At 64.9% G+C, this 15,325-nt stretch carries 14 protein-coding genes; 5 read left to right on the forward strand and 9 right to left on the reverse strand.

Annotated features, from left to right (window positions below; all coding sequences use genetic code 11):
* The first annotated feature begins 2 nt into the window (after positions 1–2).
* Positions 3–1,538 carry a HAMP domain-containing sensor histidine kinase gene (locus G6R19_RS13365; protein ID WP_205484413.1) on the forward strand — a complete coding sequence of 512 codons (1,536 nt, stop codon included), beginning with the start codon at positions 3–5 and terminating at the stop codon, positions 1,536–1,538.
* A 107-nt stretch (positions 1,539–1,645) separates the two neighbouring features.
* Positions 1,646–1,933, forward strand: coding sequence for a WXG100 family type VII secretion target (locus tag G6R19_RS13370; RefSeq protein WP_163165680.1), 288 nt, complete (start codon positions 1,646–1,648; stop codon positions 1,931–1,933).
* Positions 1,934–1,952: 19 nt separating this feature from the next.
* Here the strand turns inward: G6R19_RS13370 and G6R19_RS13375 are convergent, their stop codons facing one another.
* Positions 1,953–3,059 (reverse strand): ribonuclease HI family protein, encoded by a 1,107-nt coding sequence (locus G6R19_RS13375; RefSeq protein WP_163165682.1) that lies wholly within the window; start codon positions 3,057–3,059, stop codon positions 1,953–1,955.
* A 274-nt stretch (positions 3,060–3,333) separates the two neighbouring features.
* Here G6R19_RS13375 and G6R19_RS13380 point away from each other — a divergent pair, with 274 nt between their 5' ends.
* Positions 3,334–4,644, forward strand: a complete 1,311-nt coding sequence (locus tag G6R19_RS13380; RefSeq protein ID WP_163165684.1) for a sugar ABC transporter substrate-binding protein — start codon at positions 3,334–3,336, stop codon at positions 4,642–4,644.
* A gap of 97 nt (positions 4,645–4,741) precedes the next feature.
* Here G6R19_RS13380 and groL read toward each other — a convergent pair whose 3' ends face one another.
* The 5 genes from groL to G6R19_RS13405 all read right to left on the reverse strand — a co-directional run bounded on the left by groL (position 4,742) and on the right by G6R19_RS13405 (position 9,345).
* On the reverse strand, positions 4,742–6,370 hold the full coding sequence (groL, locus tag G6R19_RS13385; protein WP_163165685.1) for a chaperonin GroEL: 1,629 nt from the start codon (positions 6,368–6,370) through the stop codon (positions 4,742–4,744).
* 282 nt (positions 6,371–6,652) lie between these two features.
* Entirely contained in the window at positions 6,653–7,924 is a 1,272-nt protein-coding gene (locus tag G6R19_RS13390; RefSeq protein ID WP_163165805.1) for an ABC transporter substrate-binding protein, read from the reverse strand.
* 5 nt (positions 7,925–7,929) lie between these two features.
* On the reverse strand, positions 7,930–8,136 hold the full coding sequence (locus G6R19_RS13395; protein ID WP_015936110.1) for a cold-shock protein: 207 nt from the start codon (positions 8,134–8,136) through the stop codon (positions 7,930–7,932).
* A gap of 181 nt (positions 8,137–8,317) precedes the next feature.
* Positions 8,318–8,965 carry a LytR C-terminal domain-containing protein gene (locus G6R19_RS13400; protein ID WP_163165687.1) on the reverse strand — a complete coding sequence of 216 codons (648 nt, stop codon included), beginning with the start codon at positions 8,963–8,965 and terminating at the stop codon, positions 8,318–8,320.
* A gap of 50 nt (positions 8,966–9,015) precedes the next feature.
* Positions 9,016–9,345, reverse strand: coding sequence for a DUF3263 domain-containing protein (locus tag G6R19_RS13405; protein WP_163165689.1), 330 nt, complete (start codon positions 9,343–9,345; stop codon positions 9,016–9,018).
* Positions 9,346–9,470: 125 nt separating this feature from the next.
* Here G6R19_RS13405 and G6R19_RS13410 point away from each other — a divergent pair, with 125 nt between their 5' ends.
* Both G6R19_RS13410 and G6R19_RS13415 read left to right on the forward strand, forming a co-directional pair.
* Positions 9,471–10,241 carry a uracil-DNA glycosylase gene (locus tag G6R19_RS13410; RefSeq protein WP_163165691.1) on the forward strand — a complete coding sequence of 257 codons (771 nt, stop codon included), beginning with the start codon at positions 9,471–9,473 and terminating at the stop codon, positions 10,239–10,241.
* Between the two features lie 14 nt (positions 10,242–10,255).
* Positions 10,256–11,095, forward strand: a complete 840-nt coding sequence (locus tag G6R19_RS13415) for a siderophore-interacting protein (RefSeq protein WP_163165693.1) — start codon at positions 10,256–10,258, stop codon at positions 11,093–11,095.
* A 94-nt stretch (positions 11,096–11,189) separates the two neighbouring features.
* On the opposite strand, the gene G6R19_RS13420 is transcribed toward G6R19_RS13415, so the two are convergent.
* From G6R19_RS13420 to G6R19_RS13430, 3 genes are all read right to left on the reverse strand, one after another.
* A complete protein-coding gene (locus tag G6R19_RS13420) occupies positions 11,190–12,677 on the reverse strand; it encodes a threonine/serine exporter family protein (RefSeq protein ID WP_163165695.1) in 1,488 nt (495 codons plus the stop codon).
* Between the two features lie 37 nt (positions 12,678–12,714).
* Positions 12,715–14,031, reverse strand: a complete 1,317-nt coding sequence (locus tag G6R19_RS13425) for a peptidoglycan bridge formation glycyltransferase FemA/FemB family protein (protein ID WP_163165697.1) — start codon at positions 14,029–14,031, stop codon at positions 12,715–12,717.
* 106 nt (positions 14,032–14,137) lie between these two features.
* Entirely contained in the window at positions 14,138–15,211 is a 1,074-nt protein-coding gene (locus tag G6R19_RS13430; protein ID WP_163165698.1) for a peptidoglycan bridge formation glycyltransferase FemA/FemB family protein, read from the reverse strand.
* Positions 15,212–15,325 lie beyond the last annotated feature (114 nt).

Genomic DNA, 15,325 nt, shown 5'->3' on the forward strand with positions numbered 1-15,325 from the left:
CCTTGCTGCAGCGGTGGAAGTCGTCCTCGCTCAGGACGCAACTGGTGGCCATGATCATGGCGCTGCTCATTGTTGCCCTGACAGTCACCGGTGCAGGCACGCTTGCCTTGCTCCGCAGCTACCTTCAGGCCCAGGTGGACGACAAGCTGTACGCAGCGGTGGACCTCGCGAAGGAGCAACAGTCGTTTACGCCGCTGCAGGCACGCAACCCCATGGTCCCCACCGACTATTCGCTGATTCTCTTTGTTCCGGGACAAAAGCCGTATCCGTTCGGCGGCGACCCTGACGACGGCGGCCCGGAGATCCCTGCCATCACCGTGCAGCAGGCCCGGGACCGCGGCGCGGTTCCCTACCAGGTCCGCGGCGATGACGGCCAGAACTGGCGGGTAGTAGCGGTCCCTGTGCAGACGGAGGAATCCGAAGCAGTAGTGGTCATCGGGCTGCCGCTGCAGAGCGTGGATGATGTGCTGAAACATGCCAGCCTGGTGGTTACCGGGGTGGGCCTGCTGACGCTCCTGCTGGCGTCCATGATCGCAAGCTGGACTGTCTCGCGCTCCTTCCGGCCGCTGGCACGGGTGGAAAAGACGGCCGCCGCCATTGCTGCCGGCGACCTTTCCCGCCGCGTGGACGTGGAAAATCCCGGTACCGAGCTGGGCCGGCTCAGCAGCTCCCTGAACGCGATGCTCGCCCACATCGAGACGGCCTTTTCCGCACGCACGGCGTCTGAGGCGAGGATGCGCCGGTTCGCAGCCGATGCATCCCATGAACTGAGGACTCCGCTGGTGACCATCCGTGGTTTCTCCGAGCTGTACCGGCACGGCGCCCTGGCCACGGACGAGGACGTGGCCACTGCCATGGGCAGGATCGAGAGCGAAGCCAAGCGCATGGGCTCCATGGTGGAGGACCTGCTGCTGCTGGCCCGCCTGGATGAGCAACGGCCGTTGCAGCAAAAGCCCGTGGACCTCCAGCTGATCGCCCACGACGCGGTGGTGGACACCCAGGCCAGCGCCCGCTCACGGGTGATATCGCTCACCGGGCTCGACGGCGGCCCGGCAGCGCCCGCACCCGTGCTGGGCGACGAAGCCAAACTTCGCCAGGTGGTGGGCAACCTCGTAGGAAATGCCCTGCGCTACACCCCCGAGGACAGCTCCATCGAGCTGGCTGTAGGCGTCCGCGCCACAGAGGGCGGGCAGCTCAGGTCAGTCATCGAAGTCCGCGACCACGGGCCCGGGATCTCGGAGGAGGACGCCTCCAAGGTTTTCGAACGCTTCTACCGGGCAGATACCTCCCGTACAAGGGAGACGGGAGGCAGTGGGCTGGGACTGGCCATCGTCGCCGCGATCGTGGGCTCCCACGGCGGTTCGGTCCGGGTGGAACCTACCGACGGCGGGGGCGCAACACTGGTGGCCACCCTCCCGCACCGCGATGACGCACCGGAGACGGAAGCAGCGGACGGCGAGGAAGCAGAAAGCCTGGGCTCGTTTCCCAGGCCCGCCGGCAGCGCCCGGGGCAGCGACGGCAGGGTTATCCACATATAGGTTCCCGGTGATGGCAGCGGCCCCTCCGCTTTCCTAGGCTCGAGGCAGTAGCCCGGACAGCCCGGGCGCGGGAGCAGAAGTTGCCCGTTCCAGCGAAAGGCCCTGCCATGAGCATCATTTCAGTCGACACCGAACTCCTCCAGCTCAAGTCCGCCAACGTCCAGGCAACCGTGGACCGGATCAGCGCCGATGTCCAAGCCATGAAGCGCGGGCTTGACGAGCTTCAGGGCTCCTGGCGGGGCTCCGCTGCCACCAACTTCCAAGCACTCATCACGGAGTGGACCATTACCCAGGGAAGGGTGGAGGCGTCTCTGGCCTCAATCAACATGGCCCTCGCTTCGGCTGCCGCCACGTATGCGCAGGCGGAGCAGGGAAACACTCAAAGATTCAGCTGATCTTGCCCTGTTTGCAGTCCTAGGCTTCCGGGGTGCCTTGATGGAACCGCAGCCGCCAGCGGCCGCCATCCAGCACCCACAGCGAGCTCCTGAGCGTGGTGCCGGAGCGTGCGTAGCTCCGGTACGTCAGCAGGACAGCGCTGGTGCCAATGCGGTCCGCGCCGAGGATCTCGATGTCGGTCCGCTCGCCCGGGTCTTCTTCGAGTGCCATCATCATGGCGTCCCGCGTCCAGACCCTGCCCGAGCTGCCAATTTCCAGAAAGTCCGGGTGCAGCAGGACAGCTGTCCTGCCGATGTCGCCGCGCACCAGGGGGCCGAGCAGTTCACGCTCCAGCTCTTCCACAAGCGCTTCTGGCGGGGCTGTTTCCGCCTGGCCTGCAACCCCCGCCAGGTCAAAAGCGCCGTCCAGCTGGGCAAAGTCCAGCTGGGTAAAGTCCAACTGGGCAGCTTCCCCTGCGGCCGATTTCTCCAGGGCGGGTTCCTTCCGGGTGGTGTCCTGCCGCGTAACTCTGCGCCGTGTGCTCTCCGGTTGGGCGGTCGCCGGTTGGGTGAGGTCCTGCTGGCTGAAGAGGTCAGGTACGCCGGAGGCGGCTTCCGGGCGTTCACCGGCGGCAGGGGCTCTGCCGGCTCCCTGCGTAACGGAAGCGGGTGCATGGTGGGCGCCGGGAAACCCTGGTCCCGATCTGGCCGCCACCCCTTGCTGGTAGGCAGTCGCAGCGGCCCGCGCCCGCTCATCGGCGGCTTCGTTCAGGTCATGGCCGGCGTGCCCCTTGACCCATTCAAACCTGTACTTCCGTCCCGCGAGCTCCCGGTCCAACTCTTTCAACAGATCGACGTTCAGCACCGGTTTGCCGTCCGCCTTCCGCCAGCCTTTGCGCTTCCACCCCGGCATCCACTTGGTAATCGAGTTGATGACGTACTGGCTGTCGCAGAGGATGTGCAGGTCCTCGTGGCGGAGGTGCGCCGTGGCCCGGAGCAAATCCAGGACAGCCATCAGCTCGCCCTGGTTGTTGGTGCCGTGTGGCCAACCGCCGGCTCGCCAGCAATCGTCATTCACGTACCAGGCCCAACCGGCCGGGCCGGGGTTTCCTAAAGCCGAACCGTCGGCCGCTGCAGTAATTGTCACCGGTCCATCCTGCCAGAAGTCGGTGGCAATCCGGTGATGCCGGTAAGAGCGTCCCCCGGAGGGCAGCAGCGTCATCACAGCTGCCGCCGCGCCAAAAGGCGTTTGAGAAAGCAGGAGGAAAGCGTTTGCCCCAACCTCTTGACGCGGGGATCAAAGCAACGGCACAATCGGACGTTATACGAGAAAGCGCTTTCTCATTATCTATCCAAGGGGCAGATGCCGGACGGGAAGCCCGGGGGGAAGCGCGTTTCATCAGAACAAGGAAGGCACATCAATGACGATTCCAACCGTTAGCCGGAGGAAATTCCAGCTCGGCGCGGCAGCCCTGGCGCTCTCCCTCCTCGCAACCGGCTGTGGTGCGTCCACCAGCCCCAGCAGCAACGAGGAAGTGACCCTCAGATTTGCTTGGTGGGGCAACGAGTACCTCAATGCGCAAACCGAAAAGGTCATCGACGCTTTCGAAGCAGAGCACCCGAACATCAAGATCGAGTCTGAACCCGGCGAGTGGGCCAGCTACTGGGACAAGCTTGCCACCAAGACTGCAGCCAACGATGCCCCTGATGTCATCCAGATGGACCAGAAATACATTGCTGAGTACGGCGGCCGCGGAGCCCTGCTGGACCTGTCCAAGCAAGAGGGCATCGATACCTCCAAGCTGGACAAGGAAGCTCTGGCCTCGGGCCAGTACGAGGACGCCCAGTATGGGCTGAGCACGGGCCAGAACGCCTATGTCATCATGGCCAATACCAAGGTCTTCGAAGCCGCCAACGTGCCCCTGCCGGATGATACCAAGTGGACCTGGGATGAATTCATCGAGACCGCATCCAAGATCAGCGCCGCAGGAGACGGCAAGAACTACGGCGCGGCCTACGGCAGCAACGAGGCGGACCTGATCATCTGGCTGCGCCAGCACGGTGAGAACCTTTATTCCGAGGACGGCAAGCTGGACTTCGACACCAAAACGGCCGCCTCCTTCTGGGAGCGCCTGAAGGAACAGCGCGATTCCAAGGCGAGCCCGCCGGCGACAGTCGCCACGGAGGACTCCGGTGCCGGCCTTGAGGAGAGCCTCTTCGGCACCAACAGGGTGGGCATGGCGTGGTGGTGGACAAACCAGCTCGGCTCATTGGAAGCCACCACCGGCAGCAGCATCAAGATGCTCCGGGCGCCCAGCAAGGACGGCTCCGCTGCAGATAACGGCATGTACTACAAGCCCACCATGTTCTGGTCCGCTTCTTCGCGGTCCAAGCACCCTGAAGCCGCGGCCACCTTCATCAACTATCTGGCCAACAGCCCGGATGCCGGAGCCATCCTGATGACCGACCGGGGCGTGCCCACCAACACGGAGATCGTAGAGGGCATTACGCCCTCCCTGAAGTCTGCCGACACCACAGTGGTGGGCTTCCTGAAGGACATCGCCCCCGACATGGAGGAAGCGCCGCCCGTTCCCCCGGTAGGCGCCGGCAGCGTGCAGAACGTCATCAAGCGGTACACCGACGAGGTCCTCTACGACCGCCTCACGCCGGAGGCGGCTGCCGAAGCATTCAAGAAGGAAGTTGAAGGAATGCTGGCCGGCGCCCGGAAGTAGCACTGTCCGCAGAAACCCCGACCCACGCAAAAGCGGCCCCCTCAAACGAGGGGGCCGCTTTTGCGTGTTTACGTGCGGGACAGGCCCGGCGGGAAGGCTAGAAGCCGCCCATGCCGCCCATGTCGTCGCCGCCGCCAACCGGAGCAGCATTCTTCTCCGGCTTGTCGGCCACAACTGCCTCGGTGGTGAGGAACAGGCCGGCAATGGAAGCCGCGTTCTGCAGGGCAGAGCGGGTTACCTTGACGGGGTCGTTCACACCGGCGGCCAGCAAGTCGACGTATTCGCCGGTTGCAGCGTTCAGGCCGTGGCCGGCGGGCAGGCCGCGGACCTTGTCCACCACAACGCCCGGCTCCAGGCCGGCGTTGAAGGCGATCTGCTTCAGCGGTGCGTCGATGGCAACGCGGACGATGTTCGCGCCGGTTGCTTCGTCGCCGGACAGCTGCAGGTTGGCGAATGCCTTGGCACCGGCCTGGATGAGGGCCACGCCGCCACCGGCAACGATGCCTTCCTCAACAGCAGCCTTTGCGTTGCGCACTGCGTCTTCGATGCGGTGCTTGCGCTCCTTGAGTTCAACCTCGGTTGCGGCACCGGCCTTGATGACTGCCACGCCGCCGGCCAGCTTGGCCAGGCGTTCCTGCAGCTTCTCGCGGTCGTAGTCCGAATCGGAGTTCTCGATCTCGGCGCGGATCTGGGATACGCGGCCGGCGATCTGGTCGGCGTCGCCTGCACCCTCGACGATGGTGGTTTCGTCCTTGGTGACAACAACCTTGCGTGCCTTGCCCAGGAGTTCCAGGCCGGCGTTCTCCAGCTTGAGGCCAACTTCCTCGGCGATGACCTGGCCACCGGTGAGGACGGCGATGTCGGCAAGCTGCGCCTTGCGGCGGTCACCGAAGCCGGGAGCCTTGACGGCGACGGACTTGAAGGTGCCGCGGATCTTGTTGACGATCAGGGTGGCAAGCGCCTCGCCCTCGATGTCCTCGGCGATGATCAGCAGCGGCTTGTTGGACTGCATGACCTTTTCGAGGACAGCAACCAGTTCCTTGACGTTGGAGATCTTGGAGTTGACGATCAGGATGTACGGATCCTCGAGGACCGTTTCCTGGCGCTCCGTGTCGGTGACGAAGTAGGCGGAGATGTAGCCCTTGTCGAAGCGCATGCCTTCGGTGAGCTCAAGCTCCAGGCCGAAGGTGTTGGACTCCTCGACCGTGATGACGCCTTCCTTGCCCACCTTGTCCAGGGCTTCGGCAATGAGGGCGCCGATTTCCTCGTCGCCGGCGGAGATGGACGCCGTAGCGGCGATCTCTTCCTTGGTTTCGATTTCCTTGGCGGAGTTCAGCAGTTCGGCCGTGACGGCCTCAACTGCCTTCTCGATGCCGCGCTTGAGGGACAGCGGGTCGGCGCCGGCCGCAACGTTGCGCAGGCCTTCCTTCACCAGTGCCTGTGCCAGCACGGTAGCCGTGGTGGTGCCGTCGCCAGCGACGTCGTCCGTCTTCTTGGCAACTTCCTTGACCAGCTCGGCGCCGATCTTCTCGTAGGGATCGTCCAGCTCGATCTCCTTGGCGATGGAAACACCATCGTTGGTGATCGTGGGGGCGCCCCACTTCTTTTCGAGGACGACGTTGCGTCCACGCGGGCCGAGGGTGACCTTAACGGCGTCGGCGAGGATGTTCAGGCCCCGCTCAAGGCCGCGGCGTGCCTCTTCATCAAATGCAATGATCTTGGCCATAACGGCAATAGTCCTTTCGGGACAGTCGTTAAGAATGAACCTTCGCTGCAGTGCCCGCGACGGACGATCCTTTGCCGTTGGCCTCTGTATGCCTCCGGCTGCGGATCTCACTCCAGTTAGGTGTTTCTTCGCTCCTCGACCGGTGCCGCGCGCCGCAGGCCGGAACCAGCATTGCTTTAGCAGTCGGTACGTCAGAGTGCTAACTCAATAATTAGCACTCCCCACGTGAGAGTGCAAGCGAAAGGGACGGAAAACAGTACCTTCCGCCAGCGGCGGCAGGGTTCAGTTCGAAGCCCGTCCCGCCCTCTCAAGGCCGCTAATGACGGGGTTGTTGTCGGCCCCATAGGTGAAGACGGTGAAGGTGGCTGCCGTGACGTCCCCGTTGGCGTCGAACGCAACCGGCCCGGACTCGCCGTCGTAATTGGCATCCGGCCCGGACTTCAAACGTGCCAGGCAATCCTTGTAGGACTGGCACGCCTCGGCGGCAGCGCCGCCCGCTGATCCTTCAGCCATGCCTCCCGAAACAGCGATCAGGTTGGCGGCAATAGACCGGCCGGCGTCGTCCTGCGCCCTCGCAGCAGCCAAGGCAGCAACGGTCACGGCGTCATAGGCTTCGGCGGCGAAGGACACGTCCTTCAGGCCCGGGTCCACTGTCAGGAGCCTTGCCTGGAAGTCGGCATCGGGAAGCTGTCCGGGAACCACCGCGCGGGCGCCCTCCAAGTAGCCGGTTGCCACTCCTGATCCGTAACGGCCGAAGGCACCGTCACTGAGGATGAGCAGTTTCCCGTCAACACGTGAATTTGCCAGTTCTGCCAGCGCGCCCTGCGCTCCATCACGGGCGATGACAATGACGGCGCCCGGGCGCGCGTTGGCGGCAGCATCGGCCGCGCTGCCGGCGTCGCCCGGCGTAAAGGCGGCAGTGGACAGCACTTCCACGCCAGCCTGCTCGGCAGACGCGGCGACGGCGTCGGAAAGGTCCTTGCCGTAGGAGCCCTCCTGGTACATCACCGCAACTGAGGTGGCGCCGGCGTCCTTCGCCATCTTCACCAGTACCGGGCCCTCTGCGACATCGGCCGATGCGGTCCGAAAGTAATAGCCACCGCTACTGATATTGCTCAGCCCGGCGGCCGTGTTGGCGGGTGAGATAAGCGGAGTCCGGGCGCGGGAGAGGACGTCGATGGCCGCTGCGGTATGGCTCGAATCGGTGGGGCCGATGACGACGTCCGCTTTTGCGGCAACCAGCGCCTGGGCCTGCAATGCCGCATCCTGCCCTGTGTCGGTGGGCAGGAGCTCCACCGGCCTGCCTTTGTGTCCGCCGGCGGCATTGATCTCCTGCACGGCGAGCTTGGCGGCGGCCAGTTGCGGGGCGTTGAGGAAGCCGTTTTGGCCGGTGTTGTCCAGGATCAGGCCTACGCGCAGGGTACCGTCGCCGGAAGCCTCTGCGGCTTCCACCCGCGCATTACCGGTGACGCCGGAACAGGCGGTCAGTACCAGGGTTGAGCAGGCGGCCGCCGTGACGAGCGTCCGGCGGAGGATACCGGGACGGAGGATCAGATGGTTCACTCGGCCGGCCGGACGCTTTCCGCCTGCGGGCCCTTCTCGCCTTCGCCGACTTCAAGCTCCACGCGCTGGCCCTCGTCGAGGGCCCGGTAACCTTCACCCTGGATGGCGGACCAATGGACAAAAATGTCATCGCCCGAGCCGTCGACGGTGATGAAGCCGTAGCCCTTTTCAGCGTTGAACCACTTGACGGTTCCCAGTGCCATGCTGACCACTCTTTCCGTTGTTTCCGGACGCCCCCGCCGCTGTGTGCCGGCCGGCATGAACGGACCCTGAAAACTCACTCTAGTCAATCCAGTGCCGGTGGCGCCGGGATGGCTTTGGCCGGTCCTCAATAGTTATTGAGGCGTAACCGCTGCAGTTGGACAGCGCTAAGCGGCGCACCGCTTAGCGGTAGCCGGGCCCCAAGACCACAACGAGCGGTACCTGGAAATCCGTGCTGTTGACGACGGTGGGAATACCCAGAAGGGCCGCAAGGGCCTGGGCGCTAGGCAACTGGTCTGCCCCCTGGTAGAAGATGACGGAGGCCTGCTGCGGGGAACCTGCCCAGTTACCCACCTGCCCCAGCGTCCAGCCGTCCGCCTGGACCGTCCCGCCAACCCGGCTGGCCAGCCCTGCCGTCCCGGCGGCGTTGTAGATGGCGACGCTTTGCGTCTTGTCGATAAACACGGGAGCAGGGTCTGAAGCGCTTGGTTCCGGTTCGGCTTCCGCGCTGGTTTCGGGCTCACCGGATGCAGAAGGCAACGCCTCTGCAGAGGGTTCCGGAGAAACGTCCGGAGTGGCGGAAGGTGTGGAACCGGTGCCGGCCAGCGGGGATGCCTCCTGGCTGCTCGAAGCGGCCTGGCTGCCCGGCGCACTGAAGCCGAGCTTTGGAAGGATCAGGAAGGACACCAGTCCAATGGCCAGTGCGGCCACGCCCACCGCAAGAATGGGCCAAAGCCGTACCCGTGACGGGGCGGAAGCCGTGCGGTGGACACCTTGTCGCGACGCGGCCTCAGGGACCTTGTCGAATTCATCGCGGGCGTATTTGGTCATGATGGAACGACATCCTTGTTGATTGCTGCTGAAGGCTCAGCGTGAGCGTCTTACGCGTCGGACCCCAGGCGCCGTGCGGTACGTGCACGGTGACGCGACGTACGTAGTCTACGCAACCGCTTGACCAACATGGGGTCGTGGGCCAGCGCATCCTCGGTGTCGATCAGTGCGTTGAGCAGCTGGTAGTAGTGGGTTGCGGAGAGGTCGAAAAGCTCCCGGATGGCCTGTTCCTTGGCGCCGGCGTACTTCCACCACTGCCGCTCCAGGGCAAGCATCTGCTGGTCCCGCTCGCTGAGCGGCGACTCCCGGAGTTTGAAGTCGGCCAGGAGGGACGGCCGGGGTTCCTGCTCCGGCAGGTGCTCCCGGGCTGGTTCCGCCACGGCGTACTCCTTAGCTGGTTACGAAAAATGTCTGACCCCTATGCTACGGACGAATAACAGCATTGTCATTTGGGCTACGAAAGGCGCGGCTGCGCCCGGAGGGGCTGCCCTGCAAGAATGGGACCGTGTTTGAATCAGATGCCTTGTTCGAACTCGAGCGGGAGCCGGCCCAGGGTGCCGGCTTCGGCGAGTTGGCGCAGCTCCCGTTGGACGAGCTCATGGCTCCCGACTGGGCCGCTGCCCTGGCGGGCGTCGAAAGCGATCTTCGGAAGGTGCTCACCTTCCTTGCCGACGAGGTGGCAGCCGGGCACCAGGTGCTGCCGGCGCCGTCGACCGTCCTGCGGGCCTTCCGGCAGCCCCTCGCCCAAGTGAAGGTCCTGATCGTAGGCCAGGATCCCTACCCGACGCCGGGGCACGCGGTGGGATTGTCCTTTTCCGTGGATCCGCGCACCCGGCCCATCCCCCGGAGCCTGGCGAACATCTACCGGGAGCTGGAGTCTGATCTCGGGTTGCCGGCCAGGGTCCATGGCGACCTTTCCGCCTGGGCTGACCAGGGCGTGCTGCTCCTGAACCGCGTGATGACGGTGCGGGCGGGCTCCGCAGGCTCGCACCGCGGCAGGGGCTGGGAGAAGATCACGACGGCGGCGGTCTCGGCGGTCGCCCAACGCCGGGATGGGAGCGGGTCCCGGATGCCGCTGGTTGCCGTGCTGTGGGGAAAGGACGCCGAAAGCGTCCGCCCCCTCCTGGACGGGGCTCCTGCCGTGGCCAGCGCCCACCCCAGCCCGCTGTCCGCATCCCGCGGCTTTTTTGGGTCCCGGCCCTTCAGCCGGGTCAACGAACTCCTGATTGGGCAGGGTGCCCTGGGCGTAACCTGGGAACTCCCTGCAGCACCCTAGCTTAGGCTTGCCTTATGAGCACCCTTCCCGCCGCTACCAGCGCCACCAAGAAAAGCCGTCCGCAGATCAACCTCTCCGTGCTGCGCAGGGAAGAACTTTCCCCGCACATGGTTCGGATTGTGGCCGGCGGGGACGGCTTCGCGGACTTCGTGAACAACGGTTACGTCGACCGCTACGTCAAGATCGTTTTCCCCCAGCCCGGCGTGGAGTATCCCTCCCCGCTGGACCTGTGGAGCATCCGGGAGACCATGCCCCGGGAACAGTGGCCCTTCACCCGGACCTACACCCTTCGCTGGGTGGACACTGCGGCCCGTGAGCTCGCCATCGATTTTGTGGTCCACGGTGACGAAGGTCTGGCGGGCCCCTGGGCTGCGAAGGCCCAGCCCGGCGACGTGCTGACCTTTACCGGCCCCGGGGGCGCCTACAACCCGGCGCCGGACGCAGACTGGTACCTCTACGCCGGCGACGAGGCTGCGCTGCCTGCGATTGCGGCATGCCTGGAGTCCCTGCCGCCGGAAGCGGAAGGGTTGGCCTTTGTGGAGGTGGATTCCGACGCCGAGATCCAGTCCATTGCGGCCCCCGCCGGAGTGAAAATCCACTGGCTCACCCGCAATGGTGTCCCGGCCGGCGAGAGCGGCCTCCTGGTGCAGGCCGTCGCGCAGGCCGAATGGCCCGCGGGCCGGGTGGATGTTTTCGCCCACGGCGAGCGGGGCTACATGAAGGCACTGCGCGGAGTCTTTTTCGACCAGCGGGGCCTGGACCGCAGCCAGGTCTCCCTCTCGGGCTACTGGGCCAAGGGCCGCGTGGAGGATGTGTTCCAGGCCGAGAAAAAGCTGCCGGTGGGACAGATCTAGCCAGGACAGACCCGGGCAGGGCAGGTCCAGCCAGGGCAGCTCCAGCCAGGGCAGACGTGGCGGCGTTGGTCCACCCCAGCGCCTTATCTCGGTCTCAGCGGCGGCGGGCGCGCCGCCGCTCATTGCTCGCCAGGCTGCGCGTCAGCGGCCGGGCAAGGGTGTCACCGAGGACAATTCCGCCCGCTGTACCCAGCACGATGGCACCGGCGTTGAGCATCCCGCCGGCGCCGAGCAGGATCTCGGCCTCCTCGATGGTAAGCACGTACATGGACCGGAAGATGGTGAGGCCGGGCAGCAGGATCAAGGCTGCGGGCACGGCAACCACCAGTTGCGGGGCGCCCATACGAAGAGCGACCACACGCCCCAGCAGCCCGATGACCACGGCGGCCAGCGCCGGGGAAAAGCGGTCACCCACGCCGAGCTGGCCGGCCGCGAGCAGGACGAGGTAGCCGGCCACTCCCACGGCGGCTGTGGGCAGGAGGAGCTGCCAGCTGGTCTGTTCGGTGATGCCAATCGCCATCACGGCCACCGCCACAAAGATCACCAGGACCCACAGGTCATAGGCCGGCGGGAAGGTTTCGGTGACGTCGATGCGCTGCATGCCGGTCAGCTCACCCACGACGAAGGCGACGGCGATACCGGCAACGATGGCGCCGAAGGTCAGCAGAGTGGACAGGAAACGTCCTGCTGCCGTCACGGGGAAGCCGTTGATGGCGTCCTGCACCGACGAGACGAGGCGTCCTGTCGGCAGGAGCAGCAGGATGCCGCCCACCACCACAATGGCCGGGGATGTTGTCAGCCCGAACTGCCATAGCACCAGGGCCAGCTGTGTCACCACAAAGGAGCAACTGGCGGTGATGAAGAAGTCCGGGACGCGCCAGCGGCCCAGCTGGCGGGCCAGCAGGCTAATGCCGATGTTGGCCACGAAGGCGATGGCGGAGGACACCGGTCCGCCGCCCAGGACTCCCACGAAGACGGCCGCGAACGTACCGAAGGCCACGGTGACCATCCAGCGCGGAAAGGGCTTGGGGCTGGTGATGGCCTCATCAAGCCGGCGGATCGCCTCGTCCCGGCCTACTCCCCCGGCCACAATGTCCGTCACCAGCTGGTGAACCTTTGCCAGGCCGGCGTAGTTGTTGGTCCAGGAACGCACCACCCGCAGCAGCGAAATGGGCGTCTGGTCCTTGGGCGCGTAGTTGATGCCGACGGACTGGTTGGTGATGTCCACTTCGATGTTCTTCAGGCCCAGCGCCGCGGTGACGGCGATGATGCTTGTTTCCACCTCGAGCGCCCCGGCTCCGTACCGGAACATGGTTTCGGCCAGGTGCAGGGCGAAGTCGAGGGTTTTGCGGGCAGAGGTGTCAACGCCGCCCACCTGGATCATGGGGTTGGCGTAGGGACTCCCCGTCAAACGGTCCACGATGCTCATCGGCGCGGTGGGCGGGTTTTCGCCCTGGACCAGGCGCCGCAGCATTCTTTTGGCTGCGGCGTTCTGCCGGACCTGGGCGGGCGTCAGCGGCTCTGTTTTGGGCAGGCCGTCAGTGTGCGGCCGGCGCCCGGGACGTTCGGGCCGGTCAGTCATGGTTGCCTCCTCCCGGTGCGGTGCTCTGGTTGGTATTTCAGGCGGAACGCTTCAGGGGCAGCTTGCCGAGCAGGGTGCGGGCAGCGGCGGCTGCCGCGCGGGCCAGCCTGTTGGCGTGGAAGACGGCGGGGCGGACCGGCATCACGAAGTCACCCACCAGCTGGACCACCTCTCCCCCGAAGCCCTTTTTGAACGCATACCCGCCGTGGCCTTCCTCGTCCTGGCCGGAGATGCCGAAAGTTCCGTAGAAGTTGTACCGCGGGTACCCCTTCTCCAGTGCGTGGAGCATCATGCCCCAGTACAGGGAGGTTGCGCCGTTGAAGTAGATGTAGTCCTGCACGGTTCCGCCGATGACGCAGACCACCTCGTCCCCGTAGCAGACAAAGTGGATCGCGGCCACGGTGGCGACTCCCACCGAGTCGGGGAACCGCTCTATGTCCTTCAGGCTCCGTTCATAGCTGTCCACAAGGTCCTGGACCACCTTGAGCCGGTTCGCCTTTTTCTTGCTCCCGGTCTCTTCCACCTCGCGGCGCAGCTCCGCGGCCGTCGCGGATTCCGCCTCCAGCCGCTCGGTGATGGATTTCCGGTAGGCCGGGATGTCGATCTTGGCCATCATGAGTTTCGTGAACTCTGGCGAGGTGGTCCGGAGCAGGTGCTCGTAGTAGGCACGTTCGCGGTAGACGAAGCCCTTTTCGTCCCCGGCCTTGCTCAGGGCACCGTAGAAATCGTCAAGGGTTTCCAGCGTGGCCTGTTCCAGGAAGACGCCGTTTTTCTCCGCTTTGCGGATGGCCTTGCGGGTCCTGTAGCTGGTGCCCATGATGAGCTCTTCGGCATCGCTCACGCCGGCAAGGCTCTTGATGAACATCCAGTTCACGTTGACGAAGTTCATGTCCAGTCCCTGGTGCTGGAATCCCAGCCCCGAAAGCCGGGCCACCAGCTCCCGGTTGTCCTCAACTTCGGGGTGTTCGGCGCCGTCGGCGTCGCGGGCGATGTACTTGAGGTTGGGCGAAATCCGCAGCTCGGCCGCTTTGCGTTCCGCGGCGCGTTGGCGGAGGAGTCCGACGACGGCGCGCACCAGGTCAGCGTCCGTGTAGTCCATCAGGGGTCCCTTGGCGCATTCACACACCGTGTAGCCCAGGCGGGTGGTGGTGTAGTTCAGTTTCCCCGCAGCCACGAGTTCGCCGTTGCGGCGTACGCCGAATAGCTCCACCTGCTGGCCGCGAGCGCGCTGGAATGCTGCGAAGTCAACGGACTGGAGAAAGCTGTTTTGCGGGTGCTTCAGGGCATAGGCCTCGAAGTCCGCGTCGGTGAGGAGGGCAAATTCAAGATCGGTGCCGGTGGTGACTGGATTCAAGGGAGTTCCTCATTCGCTGTTGTGCGGCCTGGCAGTGGCAGGCGCAGGGCAATGACGGGCAGGGGGCCGGCCAACCGGCGCGGGCGGCTGGTCCGGGCGTAACAGGTCAGTAGAACTGTTGGCCGGTCCGGGCGGTTTCGATCCGGCGGAAGACCCTTTCGGCGCCTTTGACCCACAAGCGGTGCTTCAGGGGAGCAAGGACGTAGTCGTGGCACCCTACGAAATCGGTGACCGTTTTGGTGAAGCTGGTCTTGAACATGCCCATGCCGTACAGGTTGTGGGTTTTGTCCTTGATCCGGGCGGAGGGCGGCGTGCCGCAGAAGTCGTACTCGGTACACCCCAGTTCCTGCATGCGCCGGATGGCAGCCCACTGGACCAGGTGTGAGTCGCCGTACTGCTTGCGGTTTTGGGTGGAACCGCCGTCCTTGTAGGTGGCTTTGGCCCCGTAGTTGATGACGAAGGCACCCACGCTGGGTTTGCCGTCCTCATAGACGAAGAAGAAATTGCCCTGGCCGCGGTTGCAGAACTCGTCCCAAAACGCGGCGTAGTACTCATAGCTGCGCAGGGGCATGGAACCCTTGGCGCTGACGGTGTCCGCCATCAGGTCGTAGAGTGCCCGGTAGGTTTCCGGGCCGTGTTCCTTCCGGAGCACTTCGCAGCCTTCCCGCTCTGCGCGGCGGATGGCATTGCGTGCGCGGGAGGAGATGGCTTTGAAGACCGCTTCCTCCGGGCCGGAGATGTCCAACAGGGCGGTGGAGTCGTTGGACTGGATATTGGGGGCCTTGACCAAACCGGCTGTAGCCAGGTGCGCCTGGGCTTCAGCCGAGTCCACGATGTCCGGTTCAATCTTGATGGTGAAGACGTGGAGCTTCCTGGCACGGGCGAAGTCCGCGCAGGCTTGAAGTGCTGGCTTCAGGTCTCCGGCATCGGCGAGGTCAGGGCCCTTGATGAGGTACCAGAGCCGGCCCAGCACCGGGAACTTCTTTTCAAGTACCAGGTTGTAGCTGGCGGTGCCGGAGCTTTCCAACACCAGGAACCGGACCTTCCAGCCAGTGCCGTTCTTTACCGACGCGTATGCCGCAGACTGCAGCATGTTGCCGCCGTTCGGGTTGGCCGTGACGTGCTTGTCCCAGTTTTCAATTTCCTCGGCTGTGGCAAAACGTGCGGTGAATTCTCGCAAGGGGGCCGTGTCCAATCAGGGGTTGTGCGCGGTTCTGTACTCGTGGCTGCGTGCGGACATGCAGCCTCAAGTCTAAAGCCTGGCGGGGCGGGGGCTTTCCAGCGTGGCGGGCCG

Origin of the sequence: Arthrobacter sp. Alg241-R88 (genome assembly GCF_900537115.1) — a bacterium.
GTDB lineage: Bacteria > Actinomycetota > Actinomycetes > Actinomycetales > Micrococcaceae > Arthrobacter.

Excerpts from the sequence above, each read along its gene's own strand:
- G6R19_RS13370 (WP_163165680.1), top strand. The coding sequence starts at position 1,646 with ATGAGCATCATTTCAGTCGACACCGAACTCCTCCAGCTCAAGTCCGCC.
- G6R19_RS13380 (WP_163165684.1), top strand. The coding sequence starts at position 3,334 with ATGACGATTCCAACCGTTAGCCGGAGGAAATTCCAGCTCGGCGCGGCA.
- groL (WP_163165685.1), bottom strand. The coding sequence starts at position 6,370 with ATGGCCAAGATCATTGCATTTGATGAAGAGGCACGCCGCGGCCTTGAG.
- G6R19_RS13395 (WP_015936110.1), bottom strand. The coding sequence starts at position 8,136 with ATGGCACTGGGAACCGTCAAGTGGTTCAACGCTGAAAAGGGCTACGGC.
- G6R19_RS13400 (WP_163165687.1), bottom strand. The coding sequence starts at position 8,965 with ATGACCAAATACGCCCGCGATGAATTCGACAAGGTCCCTGAGGCCGCG.
- G6R19_RS13415 (WP_163165693.1), top strand. The coding sequence starts at position 10,256 with ATGAGCACCCTTCCCGCCGCTACCAGCGCCACCAAGAAAAGCCGTCCG.
- G6R19_RS13420 (WP_163165695.1), bottom strand. The coding sequence starts at position 12,677 with ATGACTGACCGGCCCGAACGTCCCGGGCGCCGGCCGCACACTGACGGC.